The sequence below is a fragment of the Cerasibacillus sp. JNUCC 74 genome (genome assembly GCF_053667775.1).
In genome coordinates, this window is the sequence record NZ_CM132207.1 from 2,763,100 (window position 1) to 2,787,602 (window position 24,503).

Here is a 24,503-nt window from a genome sequence, read left to right on the forward strand (position 1 = left end):
CTTCTAAATGACACTTAATGTTTCATCTCTTATATCACTTATAAACATACATTCCGGAGCATGTGTAATCATCACGGATGGTTTACTTTGCATAGCAACTGCTTGCGGCGTTACACCACATGCCCAAAAAACAGGGATTTCCCCTTCTTTTATAGTAACTGCATCTCCAAAGTCAGGGGTTGAAAGATCTTGTATACCGATTTCACTAGGGTCACCAAAATGAACTGGTGCTCCATGAACAGCTGGATATCTAGAAGTAATTTGCACCGCACGAATCGCATCGTTATTAGTCATAGGTCGCATACTTACAACCATTGGTCCACTAAATATTCCTGCTTCTTCGCAAGGAATATTTGTTTTATACATAGGTACATTGCAATTTTCTTCAATATGTCTTATCGAAATACCATCATTTAATAGCGAAGCTTCGAACGTAAAACTGCACCCTAATAAAAAAGCCACCATATCTTCTTCCCAATACGCTGTTATATCTGTCACCTCTTCCAAGAATGATCCGTTTTTATAGATACGATACTTCGGGATGTCTAATCGAATATCAGCGTTTTCTGCTATTTGTTTTGGCTCGTAGGAACCAATATCCGTCACATGCAATATTGGACATGGCTTGGGGTTACGTTGACAGAATAATAAAAAATCAAATGCGTACTCTTTTTTTAGAACTACTAAATTAGCCTGAGCAAAACCTCTTGCCATTCCTGCAGTCGACCCCGATATTTGCTTCTCTCTAATCAGCATTCTCACTTCTGATCCGCTTAACCTGGCTGTGTTTTCCATAATCGTTCCTCCGCTTCATCCAGTTTCATTTATCCTAAAAGCTTGGGAATTTGCTCTAACACTGTTAAAATAGCCAAATAGCTCATTCCCAGTACAACAATTACTCCTGCTACCGTTAACCAAAGTGGGTGCTTATAGTCACCTACAACATCTTTTTTATAAGCTCCTATTAAAATCGTACCTAAAGCAAGTGGTAAAACAAGTGCATTTAACGCTCCTGCTAAAATTAATACATTTACCGGTTTTCCTATTAAGGCAAACGTACCTGATGATACAATTATAAATAAAACAATCACTATATTTTGATATTTCTCAATGATTGGATGCAATGTCCGAATAAAAGAAACCGATGTATACGCTGCTCCTACCACAGAAGTAATGGATGCAGCCCACATAATCACACCGAAAATTCGATACCCAACAGTACCTGCAGCTAACTCAAAAACGGAGGCTGCCGGATTTCCAGAATCAATTGCTAGTCCCTGGGAGACAACACCTAACACTGCTAAAAAAAGCGCTACACGCATCACTCCTGCTACAACGATCCCAGTAACAGAGCTTTTTGTCACTTCGGGAAGAGAATGAGCTCCTTTTATACCTGCATCTAATAAACGATGCCCACCAGCAAATGTAATATATCCACCAACAGAACCTCCTACAAGTGTAACGATAGCAAATATATCAATCGTTTCAGGTTTAAATGTATTAATTATAGCATCCCCTACTGGAGGAGAGGTTGTAAAAGCAACATATAACATAAGCAGAATCATAATTCCGCCAGCAATTTGGGTTAGTTTATCCATCACATGACCAGCTTCTTTAATAAGAAAAATCATGATTGCAAAAATTGAACTAATGACAGCACCTACAACTGGATGAAGCCCTAGCATAGCATTTAAACCAAGTCCAGCCCCAGCTACATTACCAATATTAAAAGCCAGACTACCAATAACTATTAAAATAGATAATAAAAGCCCAAGACCTGGTAATACTTTATTCGCAATTTCATGTCCACGTAATCCCGATACCGCAATAATTCGCCATACATTTACTTGGACAAAAACATCTAGAATTAGTGAGATTAGAATAACAAAAGCAAAACTAGCTGCTAATTGTTGGGTGAAAACAGTTGTTTGGGTTAAAAAACCCGGTCCAATTGACGAGGTAGCCATTAAAAAAGCTGCTCCAAGCAGTACACTTCTTGTCTTCATTTTTGGCGTTTCTGGCTTTTCTATAGTTAAATCTACTATTTGTGTCTTTTCCTTCATTGCAAATCACACCTTTTCAGTTTTTTAGGATTAATAGGAATACTTTGAATTCTCCAGATCATCTTTTTCCATCTAAATTAATAGAAATGAAACTTTATATAACAAAAAATAGTGAAATTCACATCCATGAGCTGGTTCATTGTTATCCCCTTTTTTGTTTACTTAAGATATTAGGCTGGGGATTACTACAAAAAATGAGGTATATTATTGAGGTGAGATCATTACCATATATTGAACGAAGTGAGAAGTCAAATGAAGCAACTTTAATATACATTTTAGTTTTCTATGACCATTTTAATTGACTTCTTTATGGCTGACAGCTGTTAGTTAATTAAACTTTTAAACCTCTCCTGTATGTGACTTGCACGAAATAAGTGCCTCTCTTCTGTTAATGTAAATCAGATGTTGACGATTTTAACATCTCTTTCAAATTTTAGCAAAACCGGTTTCGTCAAAAACGACAGAATAGGGTTCAACTTTTGAGCGTGTGTAGAAATATTAAAATCGCTTTATTGTTTAGCAAGGTAACTTTCAGCCCTTCTTTTATACGAATATCTTTTTGTTGTCAAACCATTGCCAATCATTCCTTTATTCAGAACTTAGACACTCATTTAAAAAAAAAAGTAAGAATATTTTATCATACAACTAATAGTTTGTGAAGAGTTTAACAAATAGTAAGCGTTTGAATATAGGAAACCTTATTCCGTTGGGCTTTCTTAAGTGAAACAAAACTCAAGTTGCAATCTAAACTTCTCCGTGCAAGAACAATAGTTTAAGTGCTCTTTAGCAAACGTTTGTTACGGTTTGAGCGCTTAAGCTAGGAGATTGTCCATATAGCACGGATATCATTTCCTGAACAGCAAAAAATACGCAAATAAAACATTTGCGTATTTTTGACTCAAAGATTATAAGACATACTCTTTTTTAAAAATACTTCTCAATATATGTCATGCAGTGCTTCAACACTCCATCTTTCATCATAAAACTATAATCATTCCGATATTTGATATTAGCAGGAAGTTCAGCTAATAAAACCGGGCCTTCAGTCTCATAATAAGTATTCTGATATTTCAATGCTTGAATCGAAGCAAAGTAGATGTTTTTTATTACATTCTCTGTTTTACCAGAAACAAAGTATTGTCCAATATAATAAATTTTATCAACCACTGCTCCTGTTTCTTCTTTGACTTCACGAATAGCAGCTTGTTTGGCTGTTTCCCCTTTTTCTACTTTTCCACCCGGAAATTCAAGTCCTCTTTCTTTATGTTTGGTTAATAGCCATTTTTGTTGATACTTGCATATCACCCAAACATGAAGAGGTTTTTTAGAAAAGGGTTGATGTTTAAAGGATAATTTAACTTCGTTGTTATAGTAATCTTTAAAAGTGTACATTTCATTTCAACGCCTTTTCCTAAACTTCATTTAACTATGATGGATATTTGTAATTCTCCACTGATCGGTAAAGGTAAATTCGATTTCAATCGTATAATTTCCATAAATATCGGATTTATTTTTTTGCTTTATCTTAACCTTATTATCCGACTCCTTAACAACCTCGTATGGCTTATCCTGTTTAAACCAAGGTGGCCCACTTGTAGGTCGAAGGTATAATCCATCCTCTTTTTCCTTATAATAATACTCTACGTAAGGTTCAGCAACTTTTTGATAAGATATTGTGTTAAATTTTTGGTATAAATCCTCTTTTGTTTGGTAATTTTCGACGCGATATTTAGCATCAACTGGTTGCAGAAGGATATTTATAAAATGGTGTGATAATTTAATTATTTCATCATGACTCAGATCTTTTACCTCTGTTTGGTCGTTAGGTTCTGGGCCTTTTATTTGCTCATTATTTGCAGCTGCCGGTGTAGTTGTCTTTATGGTAAAAAATAAAAAAGTCAATATAACTGAACTAATAGCCACGACATTGAATAAAAAAAAGCGTTTATTTTTCATAGTAAGCCTCCCGTGGATACTTATTTACTAGTCTATTCCTGTTAGCCGAAAATTATAAACATCTATGCACAAATTTATCCTTTTATGATGTTCCCACAAAATCTCAATAAGTAATCCACTCGTTTTATAGAAGCCTACTTAAAAACTTTAAAACAAAAAACGATTTAGCAGCATGGACAACCTTTATCTCACCTTATTTGCTATTGCTTTTTATAATTTTTACTACCACTCAAGCTTTAATAATGTGTATATAAAGGGCATGTTTGTCATAATAACCTTTTTTAGGGAGTACTTCGCCTTTTATTTTCATATATCATTTAAAATTCCCATCTGTTTTATATGAGCTTTTGTTTGTTCATCTCCCAATTCATACACCATTTTATATGCTTTTGCTAAATTGCTGTCATATTCATCATTTGACTGGTCATTATGGTAAGGTACAGCTGGAATATGAGCTCGAAAAAAGGTTCTGATACCAGCGTCATTTACTTCATTAAACGTATCCCTTAATAAGATGATATCATCATCCGTAGCATAAATAACAAACTCTGCATTATTTCCATACTTTTCTTTTGATATTTCGCCCGACCCCATATGGATATAATATTTTTGTTTTTCCATTTCAAACACCTCCTATAGGCTAGTGTTCCATTATTCCGATAAAGCATGTATCAACCCTAGCTCGTATTATTTTTCTGATACGGAGATTGCCTTGGTGTGTCTATATAAAAATATAAATGTTATGTAAAATTCGTGTTTTGGACTTTATAACATAGTGACACCAGAACTAAAAAGCAAGCGCATGGTTAGCATTTACAAACTGGAGATCTTCAAGGCAACTTCATTTCGTGGAACGCTTTTCCCAAGAAATATTAGTACCCCAAGGGGATGATCTAAAGACCTCTGAACCAGTCGGGGATTTAGGTGCCATTACTCCGATTTAGACTTCTCCGTTAAATCAATCTTTAAGTCGTAGTTTTACGGCTCCTTACATTCGGATAAAGAAAATAAAAAACTCGCCAAAAGTGGCGAGTCTGCATTCTTAGAAAAACTTGGCTTGTCTGCAAGTCTTTAGCGAAAGCTATCGTTTTTCTAATACGATAAAGTGAAACTTCATTCCGTGGAATGCTTTTTACACGGAATGTTAGTACCACAAGGGTATGACCTAAAGGCCCTTGAACCAATCGGGCATTTAGGTGCCGTTTTTTTCCACTTTGACCCCTTGCACGAACTCAGGTCTTGAAGTGGGAAACTTACGGCACCTTACATGCGGGATAGACCCTAAAATTTTATACTTTCCCATAATAGAACAAAAGTTACACCTTTTCTAAACCGAATATTTAACAATCGTCGAAAACGAAATCAATTTAGAACCCTCGCGAATCAAATTGATTTCTCATTACTCCTTTTCGAGCTGCAAACAAAAGCACCAGTGCTACAAGTGCTTCTGTTACTGGTAAAGCCAACCATACCCCTGCTGTACCAAATAGCATAGGTAAGAATAGCAACATAGCAATCAATAAGATAAATCCACGAAATAGGGTTATACCTACAGATGGGCGAACATATCCAATAGATTGGTAATATGTCATGTAAATAAAATTAATTCCCATAAATAAGTAACCAAGGAAAAACAGTTTTATCCCTTTTACAGCAAGTTCTTGTATTTCTTCCGTCTCTACACCAAAAATTGATACTAATAGGTCAGCACCAATATATCCGATACCCAAAAATAATACACCGAGAAGAATCCCTGTTACTTCTGCTATTTTTACTGTTTGCTTAATAGAAGTATATTTCTTTGCCCCATAATAGTAACTAATCATTGGCTGAATAGATGAACCGATGCCAATAAAGGCTAACAACATAAATGTATGCAAATAATTGATAACAGAAAATGCCGCTATCCCATTCGTACCTGCATAATGTGCTATAGCTATATTATACCCGATTACAAATATTCCAATCCCTGCCTCAGACATAAAACTAGGGAAGCCAATGGTGGAAATTTGTGTAAGATCACGCTTATTCCATTTAAATGTAGTAAATTTTAATCCGGAACCTTTTTTTAAAAAATGAAGTGTATAGATAAGCAACCCAATAAGTGTAGCAATCATTGTTGCAACTGCCGCTCCCGTTACTTCCCACTTAACAACAAATATCATAATATAGTTAAGAATAATATTGACAATAGCTGAAACCACTAACCCAATCATTGCCAGTTGCGGATCCCCATCATTACGTACAAAAATGCTCAGACAAGTCTCCCAAGCTAAAATAGGTGAAAAAATAAACAATATCCGCATATAGTCTAATGCATACGATAAGGTCTCGGCATTCGCACCAAATAGCTTAGCTAACGGTTCGATAAAAATAAATCCAATGACAGCTATAATAATTGTGATGATTGTAATCAGAGCAAACGAAATAGTAAATAATCGTTTGCCTTTTTCTTTGTCTCCTGCTCCAACTGCTATAGAATATAAAGTCCCTCCACCAACCCCAATTAATAAAGCAATAGAAATAAAAATGGAGAAAACAGGAACAGCTATATTAACACTTGCCAAAGCAACTGAACCTACTCCATTCCCAACAAAAATTCCGTCAATAACAATGTTAACAGACATAAGCATCATTCCGAAAATAGTTGGAAGGAAGTACTGGAAAAAGCTCTTTTTCACTGATTGTTTTCCCAATCTTTCTTCTACAATACTCACAACAATCCCCCCCAAACCCTGACTAATATATCTATTCTAATTTTGTATTCAAAAAAAGTCTATTTTAAAATCCTTATAAGTAATTCTTGGATTTTCTCCCTCAAGTTTTTCTTTATATATTCCGGAGTAACTGTTCTGAGTTATTGATGAATCAAAAATAACGCATGGAATTTACTATACGTTAAAATATATAAAAAGTTTTATAGAAAGTTCATTCGACCTTAGCCTCTTTTAAAAAAACCACTTTAACGATTCAATTCTTAACAGTAAGATAAGATTACTAAAAATAATTATAGAAAGTACTAAAACAAAAAGATAGATATTATACTCTATGAAAAATGCTTACTTTCATAAATTTTTATTTTTTAAATACGATCTCCTTAATGAAAAGAAATCAGATAAAATAATAAAAACAGCTAATCCAGCTGCCACCCCGACTATTTCAAACAAATCTGTCCAACTGGTTGGAATACCTTTAAACATCATTAACATAAATAAGTAAATAAAACCAAGCTTCATGCTATTATTTTTAGTTCCTTCCACGTTTTTCGATAGTTTTTCTCACATACTATTTCTGTAAATTCAATTCCTGATATCATGTAGCGAGAATGGTGTATACGATAATCGAGCCAAAAATAAGAAATGCTAAAAAAAGCACTAGCTAACTCCCAGTTTTGTTATCTTCTCCACCCTTGCAGTTAAAAGCATAAGTGCTACTGTTCTATCTGTGATTCAGCTAAAAATACGCCATCTTCCTCCGCTTATATTTGTCTTTTGGAAAAGTTATTAAAAATGACCGGTTCATTTAAGATCTCTCCCAAAATAATTCATCTAGCGTTTTTCCAAGCTCTATCTATTACAATGCATAAGTTTAAGCTTGGGATATTTTCCTTTCTCTATAAGTCCAATTGTCTGCCTTGTGGCATTTACCTTAAGTTGAGCCTAGGTTAAGCCTTTCTCTACACGTACCATGTTTACCATATTCCATCACCAAAGACAAATATAAATTACTTAATGTTATTTATATTTCACATTTTAAAGAGTTTTTATAGTCATGAAATTTTTAATAACTCTCTTTTTGCTACATTGCATAAATTCGGTGGATTCTTTTAATTTAAAATATGGAATAATAAATATAATAAAGTTTTAAACGTAGCGTTTTTCTCATAATTCTATCCCTTAAAACATAAAATTTTATATGAAAAAGCAAGGTCAAATGTGATCCATCTGGCCTTGCTTCCTATTCTCTATTTTATTCTTCAATGATTATTTTGTTAACCTTCATATTTACCGGATTAGCCAATGTATCTCCTACTGGACATGTATTTTCAATAAAGGCTACAAACTCTTCCACCTTTTCCTTCGGTGCATCTGTTTTGATATGAATATTATAGCGAATTTCTGAATAACCCTTTCTTACATCAGCCTTATGCATAAAGCCGTCTGGATCTAAATCACCTTCCAGCTCCACCCAAAAGTCGCTGAATTCAATTTTAAATTTTCTAGCAAACACTCGTGCCACAATAGCTTGGCATGCTCCTAAAGCTCCGAGAACCATTTCTACAGGGTTCATCCCTGTGTCTGTTCCTCCGAGATTCTTTGGTTCATCTACTGTGATTTCAAAATTTCTTGATTTTACCTTAACTTGAACACCATCTTGCAAATGAGCAGTGGCTTTAAAGACAGTTTTAGGCATAATTTTTACCACCTTTTCTAATCTAAATTTACTAGGACAATCTTATTATAGCTCAAATTCTATCTAAAATACCATAGATAATTTGTGAAATATTGAACAAACTATCTAAGAAAGAGTAAAATTGGCTAATCCAGGCAATTTAGTTGTAAGGATGCGTAAAACTCAAAAGTTATATAATGTCGATTCGACTGCTGGCTAACATTTTTATTTTCTTTATGTAAAAAAATAGAGCTGCCGAGGTGGCAACCCCTGAAAGTTAGATTTATCACTCCAACTTTCGGGGTCGGTACCCGATGGAAAACACTATTTTTTACATAATTTCTTTTTTAATTCATATCGGACAAGTTTATTTGCAGCATTTCGAGGCAGTTCTTGCACTTCAAATACTTGTTTTGGAAGTTTATAGGAAGCCAAATGGTTACTTAAAAAATTCATTAACTCACTTCTATCATAATGGGAATCTGTAGTGATAAAAGCGACAGGTACTTCTCCCCATTTTTTATCTTCTTTTCCAGTAACACCCGCCTCGATAATACCGGGATAACGTAAAAGAGCACTTTCTACTTCTGAGGGGTAAATGTTTTCTCCCCCAGAAATAATTAGATCATTACGACGATCAACTACATAGAGATAGCCATCTTCATCTAAGTATCCCAAATCGCCTGTAGCTAACCAGCCATTTTGTATCGCTTTTTTTGTGGCTTCGGAATTATTATAATAACCTTTCGTAACCATTGGACCTTTTACGTATATTTCTCCAACATTATCTTTATCAGGCTCATTAATTTTCACTTGAGCAGGAAATAGAGCTTTTCCAGCTGAACCAATTTTTTCTAGTGCATCCTCTGCGCTTAATGTAACGATTTGAGAAGCTGTTTCTGTCATCCCAAACGACTGAAAAACCGGTACCCCTTTTGTTTTAGCTCGCTCTAACAGTGGCTTTGGTGCTGGTCCTCCACCTAAGAGCATACAGCGCAACGATGTAGGATAATTTTCTTCCCCCAACTCATCCAATAACTGCTGAAGCATAACCGTAACAACAGAAACCATCGTTACTCCTTCTTTCATAATCGCCTGATGAACTGCTATTTTATTAAACTTCTCTAATAGATAAACAGGCATGCCATAAATAACACTGCGAATTAATATAGATAAGCCACTGACATGAAATAAAGGTAATGCTGCCAACCATTTATCCTCGGGCCGTAATCCTAAGTTAAGTGCACTACCAATAGCGCTCCACCAATGATTCCCATATGTATGAATGACTCCTTTAGGAAATCCTGTTGTTCCGGATGTGTACATCATCGTAAACGGTTTATCTAGTTCCAGCTCTGTTACAAGCTCTATATCTGCTTGTTGATAATCTTCCACCTCTTTAAACGCTGCATTCTTCTCTACAAAAAGCTGAGTAGCAAGCTGAGAGAATTCCTCGCCATACAGTAAAAAGGATACTTCTGCATCTTTCAATTGATAAGTTAATTCATCTTTTGTTAAGCGACTGTTTAATAAAACAATAATTGCATCTAAATAGCTTAGGGCATGAATAGCAACCACCATTTCCAGCTTATTTATTGATAATATGGCAACATGGGAGCCTCTTTTAACACCCCACGCCGTAAGTTTTCTTGCATAACGCTGACTTTCTTCTTTTAATTCTTGAAATGTAAGTTTTACATGATTTGCAAGCTCTACAGCGATTTGGTGAGGTGCTGTTTCCGCTTGCTTCGTTAACCAATGAGGAATAACTGTATTCATATAGACCCTCCTTGTATATCTATTTTTTTTTCGTTTTAGACGTTGTTTAAAAAGTCGATTAAAATAACACTTTCAATTCTTTTATAGGCTAGAATTGATAAGAATTTTGCTTGGAAGTAGACCGAAAGACTTTTAAAGAAGCTTATGCAACTAAATGACTTCAGCCTTTATTGGTATGTAAAACATAAAGCTTTTACGGTGTAAAATCAAACGTTGACCCTCCATTTTCATGTGTAAAAAACCTTTGCTTTTTAGATCAAGCAAAGGTTTTTTAGAATGAGGTGTCCCTTGGATTATTCAAATATTCGATTCAATTATGCCTCGACTTTGTTTGTTAGTTTGTTTCCGGCGTCTCCTTGTTGGCATAATTGCTCGCTCGGCGGGAACAGCATCGCTGCAACTTTGAAATATAGGACTTGCTGGAACCCGTATGCAACAGGACAAGGAAAGCTACGTAGCAACACAACGCACGCAGAAAAAGTGATTTTCTTTTTCAAGGACAAAGAAAGCTAGCTTTGAGAGAAATATATCACATTTTTCATAGACGCTGTGATCTCAGTCTACTTTTGTCCTTTACCCTTTTTTGCACTATAGGAAAGCATAAAATTTTAGGCTTTATCCCGCATGTAAGGTGCCATACTTTCCTCAATTCTAAAATCTATTATGCATTGTGAACATAAAAGAAAAACGGCACCTAAATGCCCGATTGGTTCAAGGGCCTTTAGGTCATACCCTTGTGGTACTAACATTCCGTGTAAAAAGCATTCCACGGAATGAAGTTTCACTTTATCGTATTAGAAAAACGATAGCTTTCGCCATAAAGACTTGGCGACAAGCCAAGTCTTTCTAAAACAACGATTTTAAGGGAAACGTGGGAATTTTTTAAAGTTTGGACTTCTTTTTTCTTTAAAAGCATCTCTTCCTTCTTTTGCCTCATCCGTTGTATAGTAAAGAAGCGTTGCATCTCCACCCATTTGTTGTAAGCCTGCTAAGCCATCTGTATCTGCATTAAAAGACGCTTTTAAGAAACGCAGAGCTGTTGGTGATTTTTCTAAAATCTCTTTACACCATTGTATCGTTTCTTCCTCCAGTTTTTCTAAAGGAACTACTGTATTTACTAACCCCATCTCATAAGCTTCTTGAGCATTATATTGACGGCATAAATACCAAATCTCACGAGCTCGCTTATGACCTACCATTCTTGCAAGTAACCCTGCTCCATACCCAGCGTCAAAGCTTCCGACCTTTGGACCTGTTTGACCAAAAATAGCATTGTCTGCTGCGATAGTTAAATCACAAACAACGTGAAGAACATGTCCTCCTCCAATTGCATAACCTGATACCATTGCAATAACCGGCTTTGGTATCGTACGAATTAAGCGTTGTAGGTCTAAGACATTTAATCTTGGAATCTGATCATCACCTACATAGCCACCGTGACCACGAACCGTTTGGTCACCCCCCGAACAAAATGCTTTATCACCGGCACCGGCTAAAACGATAACCCCAATTTCCGAATCATCTCGGGCATCTGCAAATGCATCAATCATTTCATTTACCGTTAATGGGGTAAATGCATTTCGTTTATGTGGGCGATTCATCGTCACTTTTGCTATTCCATTATATTTCTCATAAATAATTTCTTGATAATCTCTTACTTTTTCCCATTGTATCGACATGTTTTCTTCCTCCTTTAAACAATATGTAAAACATGAAACATGAAAATGTTATGGTGCAGGACATTCTTCTTTTAAATATCCAGTTACTATTCTATCAAAAATATCGGGTTTCTCCACGTGAATTGCATGTCCTGCTTCAGGAACAATGACCATACGGGAATTTGGAAGCAACTGTTGCATTTCGGACATGAGTTGACAATACTTTTGATCCAATGCACCAGCCATTAATAATACCGGACGAGGAAACTGCTTCAACGATTGCCAAAAAGATGGTTGTACTCCCGTTCCCATATACCGTAATGAATTAGCTAAGCCTTTCTCTGTTTGATTCAGACGTTCGTTACGTACTCGATCTTGAATCACAGTTGGCAGTTCCTGTTGAGTAGCAAATAGCCGAATATTTTCCCAATATGGCACAAACCAGGAAAGTCCATTGTCTTCCAGTTTTGTAGCAAGTGTATCATCAGATCGCTTACGCTGAATACGTTCATCTAAATCTGCTAACCCAGGTGAAGTGCTTTCTAATAGTAATGCTTCTACCATTTCCGGATAATTCATTGCAAAGGCAATCGCAGTTCTTCCTCCCATGGAATAGCCTAATAAGCGAACTTTATCCAAGTTTAAATGATTAAACAAGAGCGCCAAGTCTTGGCAGCAAGCCTCCATTGTCTTATTTTTAGCTCTTGTTTGTCCATGTCCGGGCAAATCAATTGCAATGATGCTGCCACGCTTTCTCCATTTGGGTAAAAATGCTTCCCATGTTCTGCTGCTTCCCGTAAATCCATGCAACAAAACTAACGGTTTTCCTTCCCCATGAATTTCATACCAATATTGAGAGTCGTTTATTGTAAAAAACATAATTAACGACTCTCCCTTAAAATTTCCTGTTCAATCATTTGCCATTTTTTCTGATGCCAAATCACATTTGTTTTTCGATCTGTTTTCACTTCAATAAATGTCAATCCTTTACGGTTATAACTATTTAACAATTCTTGTTTGACCTCATCTTCCGTGTTTGCTAGAGAATAATATCCTCCGTACATACTGACCACATGCTGAAAATCAATATTTAAAGGCGTACCAAATAAAGCCTCAAAATGCTTAGAATTATTTGCTTGTGATAAAAAGGAAAAAATTCCGCCACCATTATTATTAATCAATAAAATTGTTAATGATAGTTGGTAATGCATGGCTGCATGTAAACCATTCATATCATGAAAAAAGGATAAATCTCCTAAAACAAGGGTTACTCTGCCTCCTTCAGCAGCAGCTCCTATACCGCTCGAGACTACCCCATCGATCCCATTTGCTCCACGGTTAGCCAGAACTTCAATTTGCTTTTTTGTACTTAAAAAGAACGTATCTAAGTCACGAACTGCCATACTATTTCCAATAAAAATAGTACTCCTGCTAGGAACAGCAGCTAATAAGGCACGAATTACTTCTCCTTCCATGATTTCATTACTCGTTTTCTTATATAAATACTTTCTCGCTATGGTATTATATTGCTGCCATCGCTTCAACCATTCTTCATCCAGTTCATTAACGATAGAAATGGTCGAAAGTGCTTCACAGCAAGCTGTTGCATCTGCAAATAGGAACTCCGTTTTGTTTCCTGTAGGTTCACGAAAGCCTTGATTACTTTCAATCACAATTTGTAACGTATCTGGATACTGTTTCACATAAAATAAATATGCTTTTGATACAGGCATAGCCCCAATTCGGATAATAAAGTCCGGTTTTAATTGATTTCGAATCGTTTCATTCCGTAAGAATGCATCGTATCCTTCGATAATTAGATCTGAAATATGCTCTCCCGAACGGACTTGCGATAAAGGATCAGCTAAAATAGGAATTCTCCATTTACGTGCAAGCTTTACCACAGCTTTTGGTAAGGTCAAGTCAGGCTGTGGACCGCAAACAATTAATCCCTTTTGCTTGTTTGTTAATTTTTTTATTATTTGATCCATCTGCTCGCCCGACAATTGTTTTTTTCCTTCATAAGCTGAGAGCGAAGAACTTGTGTTATCACGAGACCATAAATCAGGTAACTGAAAATCTACCATTAATGGCTCACGGAAAGGGAAATTCAAATGAACCGCACCAGGATTTCCTTCCTTCGCTAGCCAAAAAGCGTTGGCAGCTTTATTTCTTGCGTACTGAAGTATGGACAAGTCCCCTTCTGGAAGTGCCATTTCATGAAACCATTTCACATAATTTCCATATAGTTTAATCTGGTCAATTGCTTGTGGTGCACCAACATCTCGTAATTCATGAGGGCGATCAGCTGTTAAAACGATTAAAGGCACTCTGCTATAATGAGCTTCTACAATAGCTGGAAAATAGTTGGCAGCAGCTGTCCCGGATGTACAAACTAACGCAACTGGTCGTTTTGTTTTTTTAGCAAGACCAAGTGCAAAAAATGCTGCTGATCGTTCATCAATAATAATCCATTCTTTAATCTTACTATGTTCTGCAAAAGTCATGGCTAATGGTGTCGATCTTGATCCTGGAGAGATAACTGTATCGGTTAATCCATTTGCTGCTAATTCATCGACAAAGCTAGTCGTATAACGTGTCAACGCTTCTGTATGTTTCATGCTTGTCCTCCTAATACTGAAAGCATTGGTAAAAACTTGATACGTGTTTCTTCATATTCTGCTTCCGGATCTGAGTCTCTTACCACACCACAGCCTGCAAATAGAGAGGCTTCATCCTGTTGAATTAAAGCCGAACGAATAGCAACGGCAAACTCACCATTCGCATTGTTATCTAGCCAGCCGATTGGAGCCCCATACCAACCCCTGTCTAATATTTCATAATCACGGATAAATTTTAATGATAGATCACGAGGGGTTCCACCAAGCGCTGGGGTTGGATGTAATTCTTTAACGACAGTAAAAATACTGTGCCCATCTAATAATGTACCGGTTACCGGAGTATACAAATGTTGTAAATTTCTTAAGGGATAAACAACCGGTACTTCTGGAACATGTATATTTGTACAATATTTTTTTAACCCTTGCTTAATCATCTGCACAACAAATTCATGCTCTTCTCTATTCTTTTCATCATGTAACAGCTTGTCAGCTATTTTATCATCTTCGGCTTTAGTAGTGCCTCTTGGCGCCGTTCCAGCTAAACAAGTTGATAAAAGATGGTTTTTTTCTACTTTAACAAGTCGTTCTGGTGTAGCTCCCACAAAGCAGCTTTCATTTTGCTCAAAAGCAAAAATATAACTATTAGGCTGAGCATCTAATAAATCTTTTAATAAATTAGCTATATTTGCATCTTGATTTAACTTCAAACGCATTTCTCTAGCAAGTACAATCTTCTCAAGTGGTTTGACTTTAATTTCTTCCTTTGCTTTTTGTACTGTTTTCTTCCATTGGTTCGGAGCAATGACGCGTTTATTAAGTACTTGCAATTGTTGACTAGGTAATTGTTCATGGTTAAACAGCACTTTTTCTGTGCGATAAAGCTCTTTTATCAGCTGTTCTGCATGATCGTCCCGATGAACTGGTATATTTATCGTAAAGTAATAATCATCTTCGTTTTTTGTTAACATATATTCAGGAACAGTAAAATGGATTGCCGGAAAATCTGACCATAAGCTTGTCTGCTGCTTTTCCGGATCAAAGTCCATTCCCCCAAGGCATACTAAACCTGTACCAGGAGCATGAAATGGATTGGAAATAATAGTATTCTTTAGTAATTGTTTCCATGTAGACTCTGTATAATAAAAACGATCTTCATTTGCAATAATTTCAAACGCGTTACCAACCCCAACTATTGCAAAATCATCCTTTGTACTCGTCCAAAAAATCCGGTCTTTTTGCAAGTGAGCTGCCGCTTCAAAAAAAAGAACCGGATGTTTAGCTTCTACTTTTTTTGTGATACTAACAAGCTGAGAATTTTTCTGCTTCGGAATATGACGAATCGCATCCTGTAAAATCTCCTCCACTTGCCTATCCTGTACTTCAATCATGTATATTAACCTCCGTTAAACTAACAGTGACAAACTCCCTTATTATTTTATTCCCTTTTCAGCTGATTCTCAAGAAAATCAATCTTTGAACGTTGACACCCCCTAGCAAATTCCATATCATTGAGATGATATTAATTATTAATTAAAATTTTATTTAAGAAAAAGAGTAGTTAAAGGTTAAGGTTGCACCGTTCATGAAAAACCACGATATGTTCTTAACAAGGTTTTGTGGACCTTGAAATCTATAATAGTGAATATACTTCATGTGGAGGACTAGGATGGGTGGATGCCGTTTAAATCACACTCAGATAACCTTCAAACCTTTGACAAGTAGTAACTTAGCTAGTTCTTGCTTATAGTTTGAGATTAAAGATTTCACTTCCTAAAATCTATACTTAATTTAAGAGCATTTACAGACAGTATAATGAATCTTTTTTTATGCCTTTACTAGAGGTAGAATATTATTTCGTATTAATCCGGGAGAAATTAACAGGGGGGAACATATTATGCACTCATCAAATAAAGTAAATATTAGAGCAAAATTGAATGAAAAAGATGGGCTGCAAATTTGGTGGCGATTATTACGTCCTCATACATTGACAGCTTCATTTGTGCCTGTTTTTGTTGGATCTATGCTTGCATTTCGAGAAGACCATATTGATATACTTCTATTCATCACGATGCTAGTTGCCTCCATGCTCATTCAAGCTGCTACGAATATGTTTAACGAATACTATGATTATGTTAAAGGACTGGATAATGAGCATTCTGTTGGGATTGGCGGAACGATCGTGCGGGATGGAATAAAGCCTAAGACAGTTCTAAATTTAGCGTTAAGCTTTTTTGGTATTGCTATTTTACTTGGTGTCTATATAAGTGCAGAATCAAGTTGGTGGATTGCCGTAATTGGTTTAGTATGCATGATTTTCGGTTATTTATATACAGGTGGACCTATCCCGATTGCTTACACTCCATTGGGAGAACTATTCTCAGGCTTTTTAATGGGTACTGTCATTATCGGCATTAGCTATTTTATTCAAGCAAAAACGGTTACTACAGAAGTTATTTTAGCTTCCATTCCAATCGCATTATTTATTGGTGCCATTCTGCTTTCCAATAATATTCGGGATCTGGAGAATGACAAAAAGAATGGTCGTAAAACACTAGCAATTTTATTAGGTAGAAAAAAGGCAATCGGCTTTTTAGCTCTCATTTTTATAACTGCTTTCATCGCAACAGCATTACTCATCATGACAAATATTTTTCCGGTATGGTCCCTAATTACGTTTATTGGGGCTGTAAAAGCTGTCGATGTTATTCATAAATTCAAGGGCAAAACGCAGCCAATTGAAATGATGCCAGCTATGGCAGCGACGGGAAAAACAAACTCTATTTATGGAATTTTGCTTGGCATTTCGTTATTTATAAGTATGGTAATTAATTAGGAGTTGACAAAAAAATGTCCTATTCCAATACATTAATGGAATCACTTGGCATAGAAGCAGTATTAATGACCAAGGATAAAGTTGTTATGACCATGCCCGTTGATGGGAGAACGCGGCAACCATTCGGCTATTTGCATGGAGGAGCCTCCGTAGCATTAGCTGAAACAGCAGCAAGTATGGGAGCTGCTTTGCACGTTGACATAAGCACTCACAATGTTTTTGGTATTGAAATTAATGCCAATCATGTTCATAGTTTAAAAGACGGTACGGTTACAGCTATTGCTATCCCATTGCATACAGGTCGTACGACAATGGTTTGGGAGATTAAGATTACCGATGAACAAGAGCAACTAATCTGTGTTTCACGATGTACCATTGGAATTGTACCTAAGCGTACGAGTTAAAAAACCTGTGATGTGTCTGACGATGCTTTGCTTGTCTTTGAAAAAGAATTTCTTCTGCGTGCCTTGTAATACTGGCGAAGCTTTCCTTGTCCAGTCTATCTAAATCAATCGGGGTTTAGGGAGCCGTTTCTCACCATTTCGTCTTTAAGGGGAAGAAACTCGAATCCTTACTTAGGGATAATACTGCATCAGATTAACTCCAATCTAAAATTTCATCGTTCTAATTGGCGATAGAAATTCAATCCTTAGATGGTTATCTGACTTCTTCTTTAAAAAGGAATAATGCTATAGTTTACAGGAGGAGTTAGTAAATGAAAACATATCTTAGTCAAGATAAACTATCTGAGTTTAAAGATCGGTTACTCCAAATGAAAAAAGAAACAGAGGATGCACTAGAAGCTAACACAACTTCGGAATCAAATAAAAATCTACAAAAGTTCGCTGATTACTGCAATCATCCAGCTGATATGGGAACTGAACAGTTTGAACAGCAAAAAAAAGCTGGTTTGCGCCAACAGCTGGAAGAACAACTCCAAGAGATTGACGACGCTTTAACAAAGATGGAAAATGGGACTTTCGGGTTAAGTGAAAAATCAGAGAAACCAATCTCTTTGGAACGACTAGAAGCCCAACCGACAGCTCGGAATTTAGTAGGAGAAGAATAATATTCCTTGAATCACCTTAATGAGTAATTAGAAAAACATGCTTGTCGCCAAGTCTTTATGCTGAAAGCATCGTCTTACTTATACGATAAAGTGAAACTTCATTCCGTGGAATGCTTTTTTCACGGAATGTTAGTACCACAAGGGTATGACCTAAAGACCCTTGAACCAATCGAGCATTTAGGTGGCCGTTTTTCTTTTATGTTCACAATGCATAATAGATTTTAGAATTGAGGAAAGTACGGCATGCGGGATAAAGCTTAAAGTTTTATACTTTCCTATAGTGCAAAAAAAGAAAGCAGGAGCTCACTTTATTAATGAGCTCCTGCTTTCTATGAACATGAAACGTTAGAGACTATGAGACAAGCTTTACTTGTTGTTTTTCTATCCAACCATGTAATTTAATAAATAGTGGGACAAATAACAAACCAACAATAATACCCTTGATTATATTAAACGGAAGGATTCCACCATAAACCGTTACCCATTTAATGGCTGTACTTGACATATCCTCCCACCCCATAAACCATGCATATGCCGGTAAAAAGACAAAATAGTTTAATACACTCATTCCTACAGCCATAATAATTGTTCCGGTTACTAATCCAGAAACGATGCTTTTAACACCTTTAAATTTATGGTATAAAACTGAAACTGGGATCACGAACAGAATACCAGCTACAAAATTAGCTAACACCCCGATAGGATCAGCAGCCCCTGAAACAGTTAAATACAAAATATTTTTAATTGCTACTACAAGCACACCAGCTAAAGGTGAAAAAATTAATGAAGCCATTAATGCTGGAACATCGCTAAAATCTATTTTTAAATATGCCGGTAATAGCGGTAGTGGAAAGTTTAAAAAAAATAATAATAACGAAATTGTCCCTAATAAAGCTAACAAAATTATTTTCATAAGCTTCGTTGATTGCCTATTTAACGTATGCATTTCTATTTCTCCCTTCATCATTGTATCGATTCCAATCTCGTGATGAAGGATTAGAGCCTTTCTACTTCCCTCTTATCAAAAAAACCCTAAAGCACCTAATCGGGGCTTTAGGGTTACCTTAATTAAACATAGGAAAAAGGAAGGCACTTTCACGTACCTGTATTTCGGCTCGACATCTTCTCCCATCCAGACTGTAACTGTCGGTTCTGGACTTGCACCAGATCAGCCGCAAAATCAATTGCGGGTCACGGACTTAAAGCAAGATACGCTTCTTACCGTCGGTCGGGAATTTCACCCTGCCCCGAAGATGGAATCGATATACTATTGTTACTGATATTTTACATGAGGTTTTTTAATTTAGCAAGCTAAAAAGCTTATATCACTTTTAAAATATTTACTTCTATAGATTTGGTTTATTTTTTAAGACTTGCTTATAGAGGTTTTTCAAAAAGTACGTCGAAAATACACTTTGAATTTCTTCGTACATTAGAACGGATAAAGTGAAAGTTCATTTCTTGGAATGCTTTTCCCAAGAAATGTTAGTACCACAAGGGTATGACCTAAAGGCCCTTGAACCAATCGGGCATTTAGGTGCCATTTTTCTTTTTATGTTCACAATGCATAATAGATTTTAGAATTGAGGAATGTACGACACCTTACATGCGGGATAAACCCTAAAATTTTATACTAGCCTATAGGATAATAACAACGAGGCTGTCGTCAATAGTTTTATCCTTTTTGAGACAACCTCGTTTTCAATTGTCATTCTGCTACGTTAATAAACAGTTTACCTTTTGCTTGTTTTCTCGCTTTATTGCCATATTCATCTTCTACTTTAACTTCAATAACTGCTCCCTCAGCAATAATGCTACTAATCGCTGTCCAGTATCCGACATAATGTCCTTCTTCTGTTTCCATCATTGGAAGCTCTGTTGTATTCATCGCTGAATTTGTTAACGGCATATGAATGACATAAGTTGCTTTAAGACCCGGTTCACTATCAAACTCGATTTTCACTGACTCTCCTGCTTTCAGTGTAATATTCTTACTAGGAGTTAAGTTGTTGATTTCTGGATCAGTAAAATCAACATCTACAGTTATTTTTTTTGTTGTTTTATTACCAGCTAAATCATGAGCAACAACCTTAATATTATTTTTACCATTGTCTAATAAAATTCGTTTGGAATATTTTCCATTCTCCACTTTTGCTTTTTTACCGTTTACTTTTACTACGTTAAGGTTATCGTCTGATACTGTTCCTTCTACGGTTAATGTTTCACGATTCAATTTTTCATTTTTCCTCGGTGTATCAATGGTTAACTCTGGTTTCCTTATATCCAATGTTATATTGATAGGTTCTGATTCCCCCGTCGAAGTTTCGTCTAGTAACGACACGGCCGTTAACTCATTTTCACCCTCTGATAATTCAATAGGAATGGCAAATGAACCATCATCGCTAATATCAGCTGTTCCAACCTCTTCACCATTGTTCACCAGCTGTACTTTCGTTGTTGGTGAAGCAGTTCCTTCTATAGTTACCTCTTTTTTGTTTGTAATCGTTCGATCAGCAGGTGAGGTAATAACCGGTTTCTCAACCTCATAATTTACGTGAGCTCGAATCATATAGTTTCCTTCTGAAGCAGGTGATTTCGACCAAGCTCCTCCTACTAACTGGTAACTGCGATTAGCGTTCGGGCTGCTTTCATCTGCCGCTAATCCCGGTGCTCCAGTATTTGGTGCGGTTTGAACATATACAACGTAGAACTCTTCCTCGACTACAATGCTGTGCTCTTTTAAGTCCACAACCGTCCATTCATTTTGATCGCGAATAGCCTCAGCATCAACCGGGCCAGCTAACTTGTTTCCAGGGGTACCATCAGGACCTGTGGCATCCCAAATTTCTACTTGAAATGCTGTACCACCTGGGGAAGGAAATTCTTTGTTCCAGAATTTAAAGACAGCAGCGTCAACCACTCCCGTTTCTTTTCCTTCTGGCAACGTCATCTTTACTCCCCAGCCGTTTCCTGCATCATAGAAAGCACGGGCATTTTCTGCTGTGCCATCATCATAGGCGATCTCCCCGCCTGGAACTGTATAAAATGGCTTTAACTCTATTTCTTTTGTCACACCACCATCTTTTAATGATACTTCCACCTCTGTGGTATGGTAGCCACTAGCTAATATTTTTAAGGTGTAGGACCCGCGATATGCAGTTAATGAATAATTACCTTCCTCGTCAGTAGTTACTGGATTAATATTAGCATCTTCTACTAAAAGCAGTGTAGCATTAGCTATTGGCTCACCTGTTTGTTTATCTTTTACGGTTCCATTTACAGTATATTTGTCCATCTCTTGCAGCGTAAAATTAGCTTCTATTGTTTCATCAGCAGTAATCGTTACAGCCTGTTCAGCAGATTCAAATCCATATGCTTCTGCTTTTACAGTAAAATCTCCAGCTGCATGTAATAGTGAATAATTACCGGTTGCGGGGTCTGTAGTTACGGAACGCCCGCTTTCTAACACACTTACTTGTGCTTTCATTGGTAATAATGTTGGCTTGATCAAGTCTTTATCGGATACTGGCTTTTTCTTTGCCTTTTGTGGTTTAATTTTGGTTGGATCCACTTTTTCTTTTGCAGCAGTTTTTTTAGCTTTTTGTTTTGTAACTTTCTTATCTTTCTTTTCTGCATCTAAACTACTATCTAAGCCTTTCTTTGTTAACGAAACACTACCGGAATTAGATGTATCGGATAAAGCGACATTATCTATATACCAACCATCTCTTGTAACACTGCCATCGGTGTCTAAATTAAAACCAATATAAATACGTTGTCCACTATAGTCAGATAAATCTACTTCTGCGTTTTCCCATCCATCTGTTACGTTATTTACCCGCAATAGTGGTGTCCACTCCTCTTGATCTGTAGAAACAAATACATGACCGTAATCGTAGTTTCTTTCTAAATTATGCCATTGATTAAATTGTAAATACGCTTCTCCTTCTTCTGGAAGATCAATTGGCGGCATAACAAGGGTTGTATTTGCACTGTTCGCATACGTACCTGCTAGATTGGTCGCATAAACATTTTCACCAGAAGCTGCACCTTCAGGACCAGAAGTAGGTACTCCACGCTCCCAACTATTATTTTCGCCAAAGACTGTCCAACCTACTGATGGAGACTCAAAATCATCTTCATATCCAATAGTAATACCTGGTAGCAATCTAACTTCATACGTATCGCTAGTAACCTCATTATTACCAAAATCATTAATAAGCCAGCTATACATTAGGGAGTCCCCGGTGAGTTGCTCACCAGGGACTGTAGCTTGGTAAATACCTTCTTTATAATTTCCGGAAATCCGTTCAGCTTCCATTGCTTGCTCTTCTCCATCTTTATTCAGATACTTTAATTTAACTGTATTTACACTAATATTATCTGTAACTTTAATCGTTAAGGGAAGATCCATTCCAACATAAGATTCGGTAATTGTCTCATGTTCAAATACAGGTGCTTCGGTATCCTCTCCTTCTTTTGTCACTTGTCCTTCTATTTTACCTAAACCAGAAACAAGGGACGATACTAAATCATAAGCATTAACTAATCCATGGCCATATCCGTTATTTGGAGATTCTGCAAATTCATCATCAGTACGTGGAATAGCCGTAGACATAATAAGTTCTTCCATTTCATCAACGGTTAAGTTTGCATTTGCCTGTTTTAATAGTGCAGCTACTCCTGATAACGCAGGACTTGCCATCGATGTTCCATTCCATCCACCCTCATAACCATTCCCCGGTACACTTGAACGAATATTTACGCCAGGTGCTGATACATCTGGCTTGATCTCATCATAAGGGGATGGTCCTTGTAGGGAGAAGCTTGCTAATAAATCATTTACATCTGTTGCACCAATAGCAAATGATTCAGGATAATTTGCCGGTACTGCTACCGATCCAGGTCCACCCGGATTAAAAAGAGTCGTATTTCCTGCTGCAAATGCCGGGAAAATACCAGCAGCTCTCCAAGCGGTTACAACATCACGATACCACTCATCAAGGCCTTTTCCACCTCCCCAAGAGTTGTTAACAATATCTGGCGCCATGGCTGAGTCACCATTTGGTGCAAGCATCCATTCAGCTGCTGCCAACAGCCAATTATCATAACCGGAACCAGCTGCATTCAATCCTTTAGCAGCAATCCATTTTGCTCCAGGGGCTACTCCAATTTGATTTGAACCGTCTGGCTCACTACCGACCATTGTCCCTGTAACATGGGTACCGTGAGAATGATCATCATAAGCTTCTTCCGCACCAGCAGTAGCGTCAAAAAAGCTATAAGAATGATCTACATCCCCTGTATTTGCATTGTAGCCACGATATTTTTCCTTTAATGCAGGGTGGTTCCACTCTACACCTGAGTCAATACTAGCAACAACAATCCCAGTTCCATCAATGCCCATATTCCAAACCGCAGGAGCTCCAACTCGTTCTATATTCCATTCCACATTCGTTGCTTTAGATTTAATTTTTTTTGCTTTTTTATCAACGGTAACATCGAATAGCTTCCGTTCTTCATTTGGTAAAATCTTCTCCACTTCCGGGAAGCCAGCGATCTTTTCGGCAATTTCTTTTGTAGCTGTTACAGACATCCCGTTTACAATATGGAACGATCGGAAATCATCTACATTTCCCTTCTTCTTTTGACTAGTTACAAAATCTTTTACATTTATTTGAGATTCTAAGGCCATGGTTTTTAATTCAGAGATTACTGCTGAACGCTGTGAATATTCTATCTTTTGTGCAGATAAGTTTGCCTTCTCAGCTTTTTTCTTCGCCTCTTTTGCCACCTTCATCACATCTGCCTTTTCCTTAAATTTCACAAGAAAGGTGACTTTGTCATCGTCTTTAAACTGTTTTGCTAATTCGCTACTTATTTTCTCTTTAGTAATCTGTTTGGAATCGCTTACAGACTGGTGCAACTTATTAGAGGTTTCGGCACTAGAGATTCCAGGTGCTATTAAAGAAAAAGTCATTAGGAACGTTGCGGCAAGACTAACTACTTTCGAATGTCGCTTTCGCATAGCTTTCAAAACTATTCCTCCCCTCATTTTTTAAAGCCTTACTACAACACAACCGAAGAGCTATTATAATCCTTCCTCTATACCTCCCTTCAATTTTGAAATTA

At 36.7% G+C, this 24,503-nt stretch carries 18 protein-coding genes and 1 riboswitch; of the genes, 3 read left to right on the forward strand and 15 right to left on the reverse strand.

The window, feature by feature from the left end; all coding sequences use genetic code 11:
• Window positions 1-3: 3 nt before the first annotated feature.
• The 13 genes from JNUCC74_RS12330 to JNUCC74_RS12390 all read right to left on the reverse strand — a co-directional run bounded on the left by JNUCC74_RS12330 (window position 4) and on the right by JNUCC74_RS12390 (window position 15,857).
• The gene (locus JNUCC74_RS12330; protein ID WP_454065572.1) at window positions 4-795 is read right to left on the reverse strand and encodes a putative hydro-lyase; all 792 of its coding nucleotides are present in this window, start codon (window positions 793-795) and stop codon (window positions 4-6) included.
• Between the two features lie 29 nt (window positions 796-824).
• Window positions 825-2,063, reverse strand: a complete 1,239-nt coding sequence (locus tag JNUCC74_RS12335; RefSeq protein WP_454065573.1) for an NRAMP family divalent metal transporter — start codon at window positions 2,061-2,063, stop codon at window positions 825-827.
• Between the two features lie 924 nt (window positions 2,064-2,987).
• The gene (gene ytkD / locus JNUCC74_RS12340; RefSeq protein ID WP_454065574.1) at window positions 2,988-3,455 is read right to left on the reverse strand and encodes an RNA deprotection pyrophosphohydrolase; all 468 of its coding nucleotides are present in this window, start codon (window positions 3,453-3,455) and stop codon (window positions 2,988-2,990) included.
• 30 nt (window positions 3,456-3,485) lie between these two features.
• The gene (locus JNUCC74_RS12345) at window positions 3,486-4,019 is read right to left on the reverse strand and encodes a hypothetical protein (protein WP_454065575.1); all 534 of its coding nucleotides are present in this window, start codon (window positions 4,017-4,019) and stop codon (window positions 3,486-3,488) included.
• A gap of 306 nt (window positions 4,020-4,325) precedes the next feature.
• Window positions 4,326-4,640: a hydrolase gene (locus tag JNUCC74_RS12350; RefSeq protein ID WP_454065576.1), complete on the reverse strand. Its 315-nt coding sequence runs from the start codon at window positions 4,638-4,640 to the stop codon at window positions 4,326-4,328.
• Window positions 4,641-5,386: 746 nt separating this feature from the next.
• The gene (locus JNUCC74_RS12355; RefSeq protein ID WP_454065577.1) at window positions 5,387-6,736 is read right to left on the reverse strand and encodes an MATE family efflux transporter; all 1,350 of its coding nucleotides are present in this window, start codon (window positions 6,734-6,736) and stop codon (window positions 5,387-5,389) included.
• A gap of 348 nt (window positions 6,737-7,084) precedes the next feature.
• Complete coding sequence (locus JNUCC74_RS12360; protein ID WP_454065578.1) at window positions 7,085-7,255, reverse strand: hypothetical protein; 171 nt, start codon at window positions 7,253-7,255, stop codon at window positions 7,085-7,087.
• 733 nt (window positions 7,256-7,988) lie between these two features.
• Window positions 7,989-8,432, reverse strand: coding sequence for an OsmC family protein (locus JNUCC74_RS12365; RefSeq protein WP_454065579.1), 444 nt, complete (start codon window positions 8,430-8,432; stop codon window positions 7,989-7,991).
• Window positions 8,433-8,735: 303 nt separating this feature from the next.
• Window positions 8,736-10,190: an o-succinylbenzoate--CoA ligase gene (locus tag JNUCC74_RS12370; RefSeq protein ID WP_454065580.1), complete on the reverse strand. Its 1,455-nt coding sequence runs from the start codon at window positions 10,188-10,190 to the stop codon at window positions 8,736-8,738.
• A gap of 860 nt (window positions 10,191-11,050) precedes the next feature.
• Complete coding sequence (gene menB / locus JNUCC74_RS12375; RefSeq protein WP_454065581.1) at window positions 11,051-11,869, reverse strand: 1,4-dihydroxy-2-naphthoyl-CoA synthase; 819 nt, start codon at window positions 11,867-11,869, stop codon at window positions 11,051-11,053.
• 48 nt (window positions 11,870-11,917) lie between these two features.
• Window positions 11,918-12,727 (reverse strand): 2-succinyl-6-hydroxy-2,4-cyclohexadiene-1-carboxylate synthase, encoded by an 810-nt coding sequence (gene menH / locus JNUCC74_RS12380; RefSeq protein ID WP_454065582.1) that lies wholly within the window; start codon window positions 12,725-12,727, stop codon window positions 11,918-11,920.
• 2 nt (window positions 12,728-12,729) lie between these two features.
• A complete protein-coding gene (menD, locus tag JNUCC74_RS12385; RefSeq protein ID WP_454065583.1) occupies window positions 12,730-14,469 on the reverse strand; it encodes a 2-succinyl-5-enolpyruvyl-6-hydroxy-3-cyclohexene-1-carboxylic-acid synthase in 1,740 nt (579 codons plus the stop codon).
• A complete protein-coding gene (locus JNUCC74_RS12390; protein ID WP_454065584.1) occupies window positions 14,466-15,857 on the reverse strand; it encodes an isochorismate synthase in 1,392 nt (463 codons plus the stop codon). The genes menD and JNUCC74_RS12390 overlap by 4 nt, the downstream gene beginning before the upstream one ends.
• Window positions 15,858-16,363: 506 nt before the next feature.
• Between JNUCC74_RS12390 and JNUCC74_RS12395 the strand changes: the two genes are divergently transcribed.
• The 3 genes from JNUCC74_RS12395 to JNUCC74_RS12405 all read left to right on the forward strand — a co-directional run bounded on the left by JNUCC74_RS12395 (window position 16,364) and on the right by JNUCC74_RS12405 (window position 18,371).
• Window positions 16,364-17,302: a 1,4-dihydroxy-2-naphthoate polyprenyltransferase gene (locus JNUCC74_RS12395; RefSeq protein ID WP_454065585.1), complete on the forward strand. Its 939-nt coding sequence runs from the start codon at window positions 16,364-16,366 to the stop codon at window positions 17,300-17,302.
• Window positions 17,303-17,316: 14 nt separating this feature from the next.
• Window positions 17,317-17,706 carry a hotdog fold thioesterase gene (locus tag JNUCC74_RS12400; RefSeq protein ID WP_454065586.1) on the forward strand — a complete coding sequence of 130 codons (390 nt, stop codon included), beginning with the start codon at window positions 17,317-17,319 and terminating at the stop codon, window positions 17,704-17,706.
• Window positions 17,707-18,017: 311 nt separating this feature from the next.
• Complete coding sequence (locus JNUCC74_RS12405; RefSeq protein WP_454065587.1) at window positions 18,018-18,371, forward strand: hypothetical protein; 354 nt, start codon at window positions 18,018-18,020, stop codon at window positions 18,369-18,371.
• Between the two features lie 352 nt (window positions 18,372-18,723).
• On the opposite strand, the gene JNUCC74_RS12410 is transcribed toward JNUCC74_RS12405, so the two are convergent.
• Together JNUCC74_RS12410 and JNUCC74_RS12415 are read right to left on the reverse strand one after the other, a co-directional pair.
• Window positions 18,724-19,317: an ECF transporter S component gene (locus tag JNUCC74_RS12410; protein WP_077317693.1), complete on the reverse strand. Its 594-nt coding sequence runs from the start codon at window positions 19,315-19,317 to the stop codon at window positions 18,724-18,726.
• Window positions 19,318-19,487: 170 nt separating this feature from the next.
• Window positions 19,488-19,630, reverse strand: a riboswitch (FMN riboswitch).
• A 449-nt stretch (window positions 19,631-20,079) separates the two neighbouring features.
• Window positions 20,080-24,399 carry a S8 family serine peptidase gene (locus tag JNUCC74_RS12415; protein ID WP_454067894.1) on the reverse strand — a complete coding sequence of 1,440 codons (4,320 nt, stop codon included), beginning with the start codon at window positions 24,397-24,399 and terminating at the stop codon, window positions 20,080-20,082.
• Window positions 24,400-24,503 lie beyond the last annotated feature (104 nt).

Coding starts and splice junctions, on each gene's coding strand:
- menH (WP_454065582.1), bottom strand. CDS start 12,727: ATGTTTTTTACAATAAACGACTCTCAATATTGGTATGAAATTCATGGG.
- JNUCC74_RS12395 (WP_454065585.1), top strand. CDS start 16,364: ATGCACTCATCAAATAAAGTAAATATTAGAGCAAAATTGAATGAAAAA.
- JNUCC74_RS12350 (WP_454065576.1), bottom strand. CDS start 4,640: ATGGAAAAACAAAAATATTATATCCATATGGGGTCGGGCGAAATATCA.
- JNUCC74_RS12335 (WP_454065573.1), bottom strand. CDS start 2,063: ATGAAGGAAAAGACACAAATAGTAGATTTAACTATAGAAAAGCCAGAA.
- JNUCC74_RS12345 (WP_454065575.1), bottom strand. CDS start 4,019: ATGAAAAATAAACGCTTTTTTTTATTCAATGTCGTGGCTATTAGTTCA.
- JNUCC74_RS12390 (WP_454065584.1), bottom strand. CDS start 15,857: ATGATTGAAGTACAGGATAGGCAAGTGGAGGAGATTTTACAGGATGCG.
- JNUCC74_RS12330 (WP_454065572.1), bottom strand. CDS start 795: ATGGAAAACACAGCCAGGTTAAGCGGATCAGAAGTGAGAATGCTGATT.
- JNUCC74_RS12400 (WP_454065586.1), top strand. CDS start 17,317: ATGTCCTATTCCAATACATTAATGGAATCACTTGGCATAGAAGCAGTA.
- menD (WP_454065583.1), bottom strand. CDS start 14,469: ATGAAACATACAGAAGCGTTGACACGTTATACGACTAGCTTTGTCGAT.
- JNUCC74_RS12360 (WP_454065578.1), bottom strand. CDS start 7,255: ATGAAGCTTGGTTTTATTTACTTATTTATGTTAATGATGTTTAAAGGT.
- JNUCC74_RS12415 (WP_454067894.1), bottom strand. CDS start 24,399: ATGCGAAAGCGACATTCGAAAGTAGTTAGTCTTGCCGCAACGTTCCTA.
- menB (WP_454065581.1), bottom strand. CDS start 11,869: ATGTCGATACAATGGGAAAAAGTAAGAGATTATCAAGAAATTATTTAT.
- JNUCC74_RS12370 (WP_454065580.1), bottom strand. CDS start 10,190: ATGAATACAGTTATTCCTCATTGGTTAACGAAGCAAGCGGAAACAGCA.
- JNUCC74_RS12410 (WP_077317693.1), bottom strand. CDS start 19,317: ATGCATACGTTAAATAGGCAATCAACGAAGCTTATGAAAATAATTTTG.
- ytkD (WP_454065574.1), bottom strand. CDS start 3,455: ATGTACACTTTTAAAGATTACTATAACAACGAAGTTAAATTATCCTTT.
- JNUCC74_RS12365 (WP_454065579.1), bottom strand. CDS start 8,432: ATGCCTAAAACTGTCTTTAAAGCCACTGCTCATTTGCAAGATGGTGTT.
- JNUCC74_RS12405 (WP_454065587.1), top strand. CDS start 18,018: ATGAAAACATATCTTAGTCAAGATAAACTATCTGAGTTTAAAGATCGG.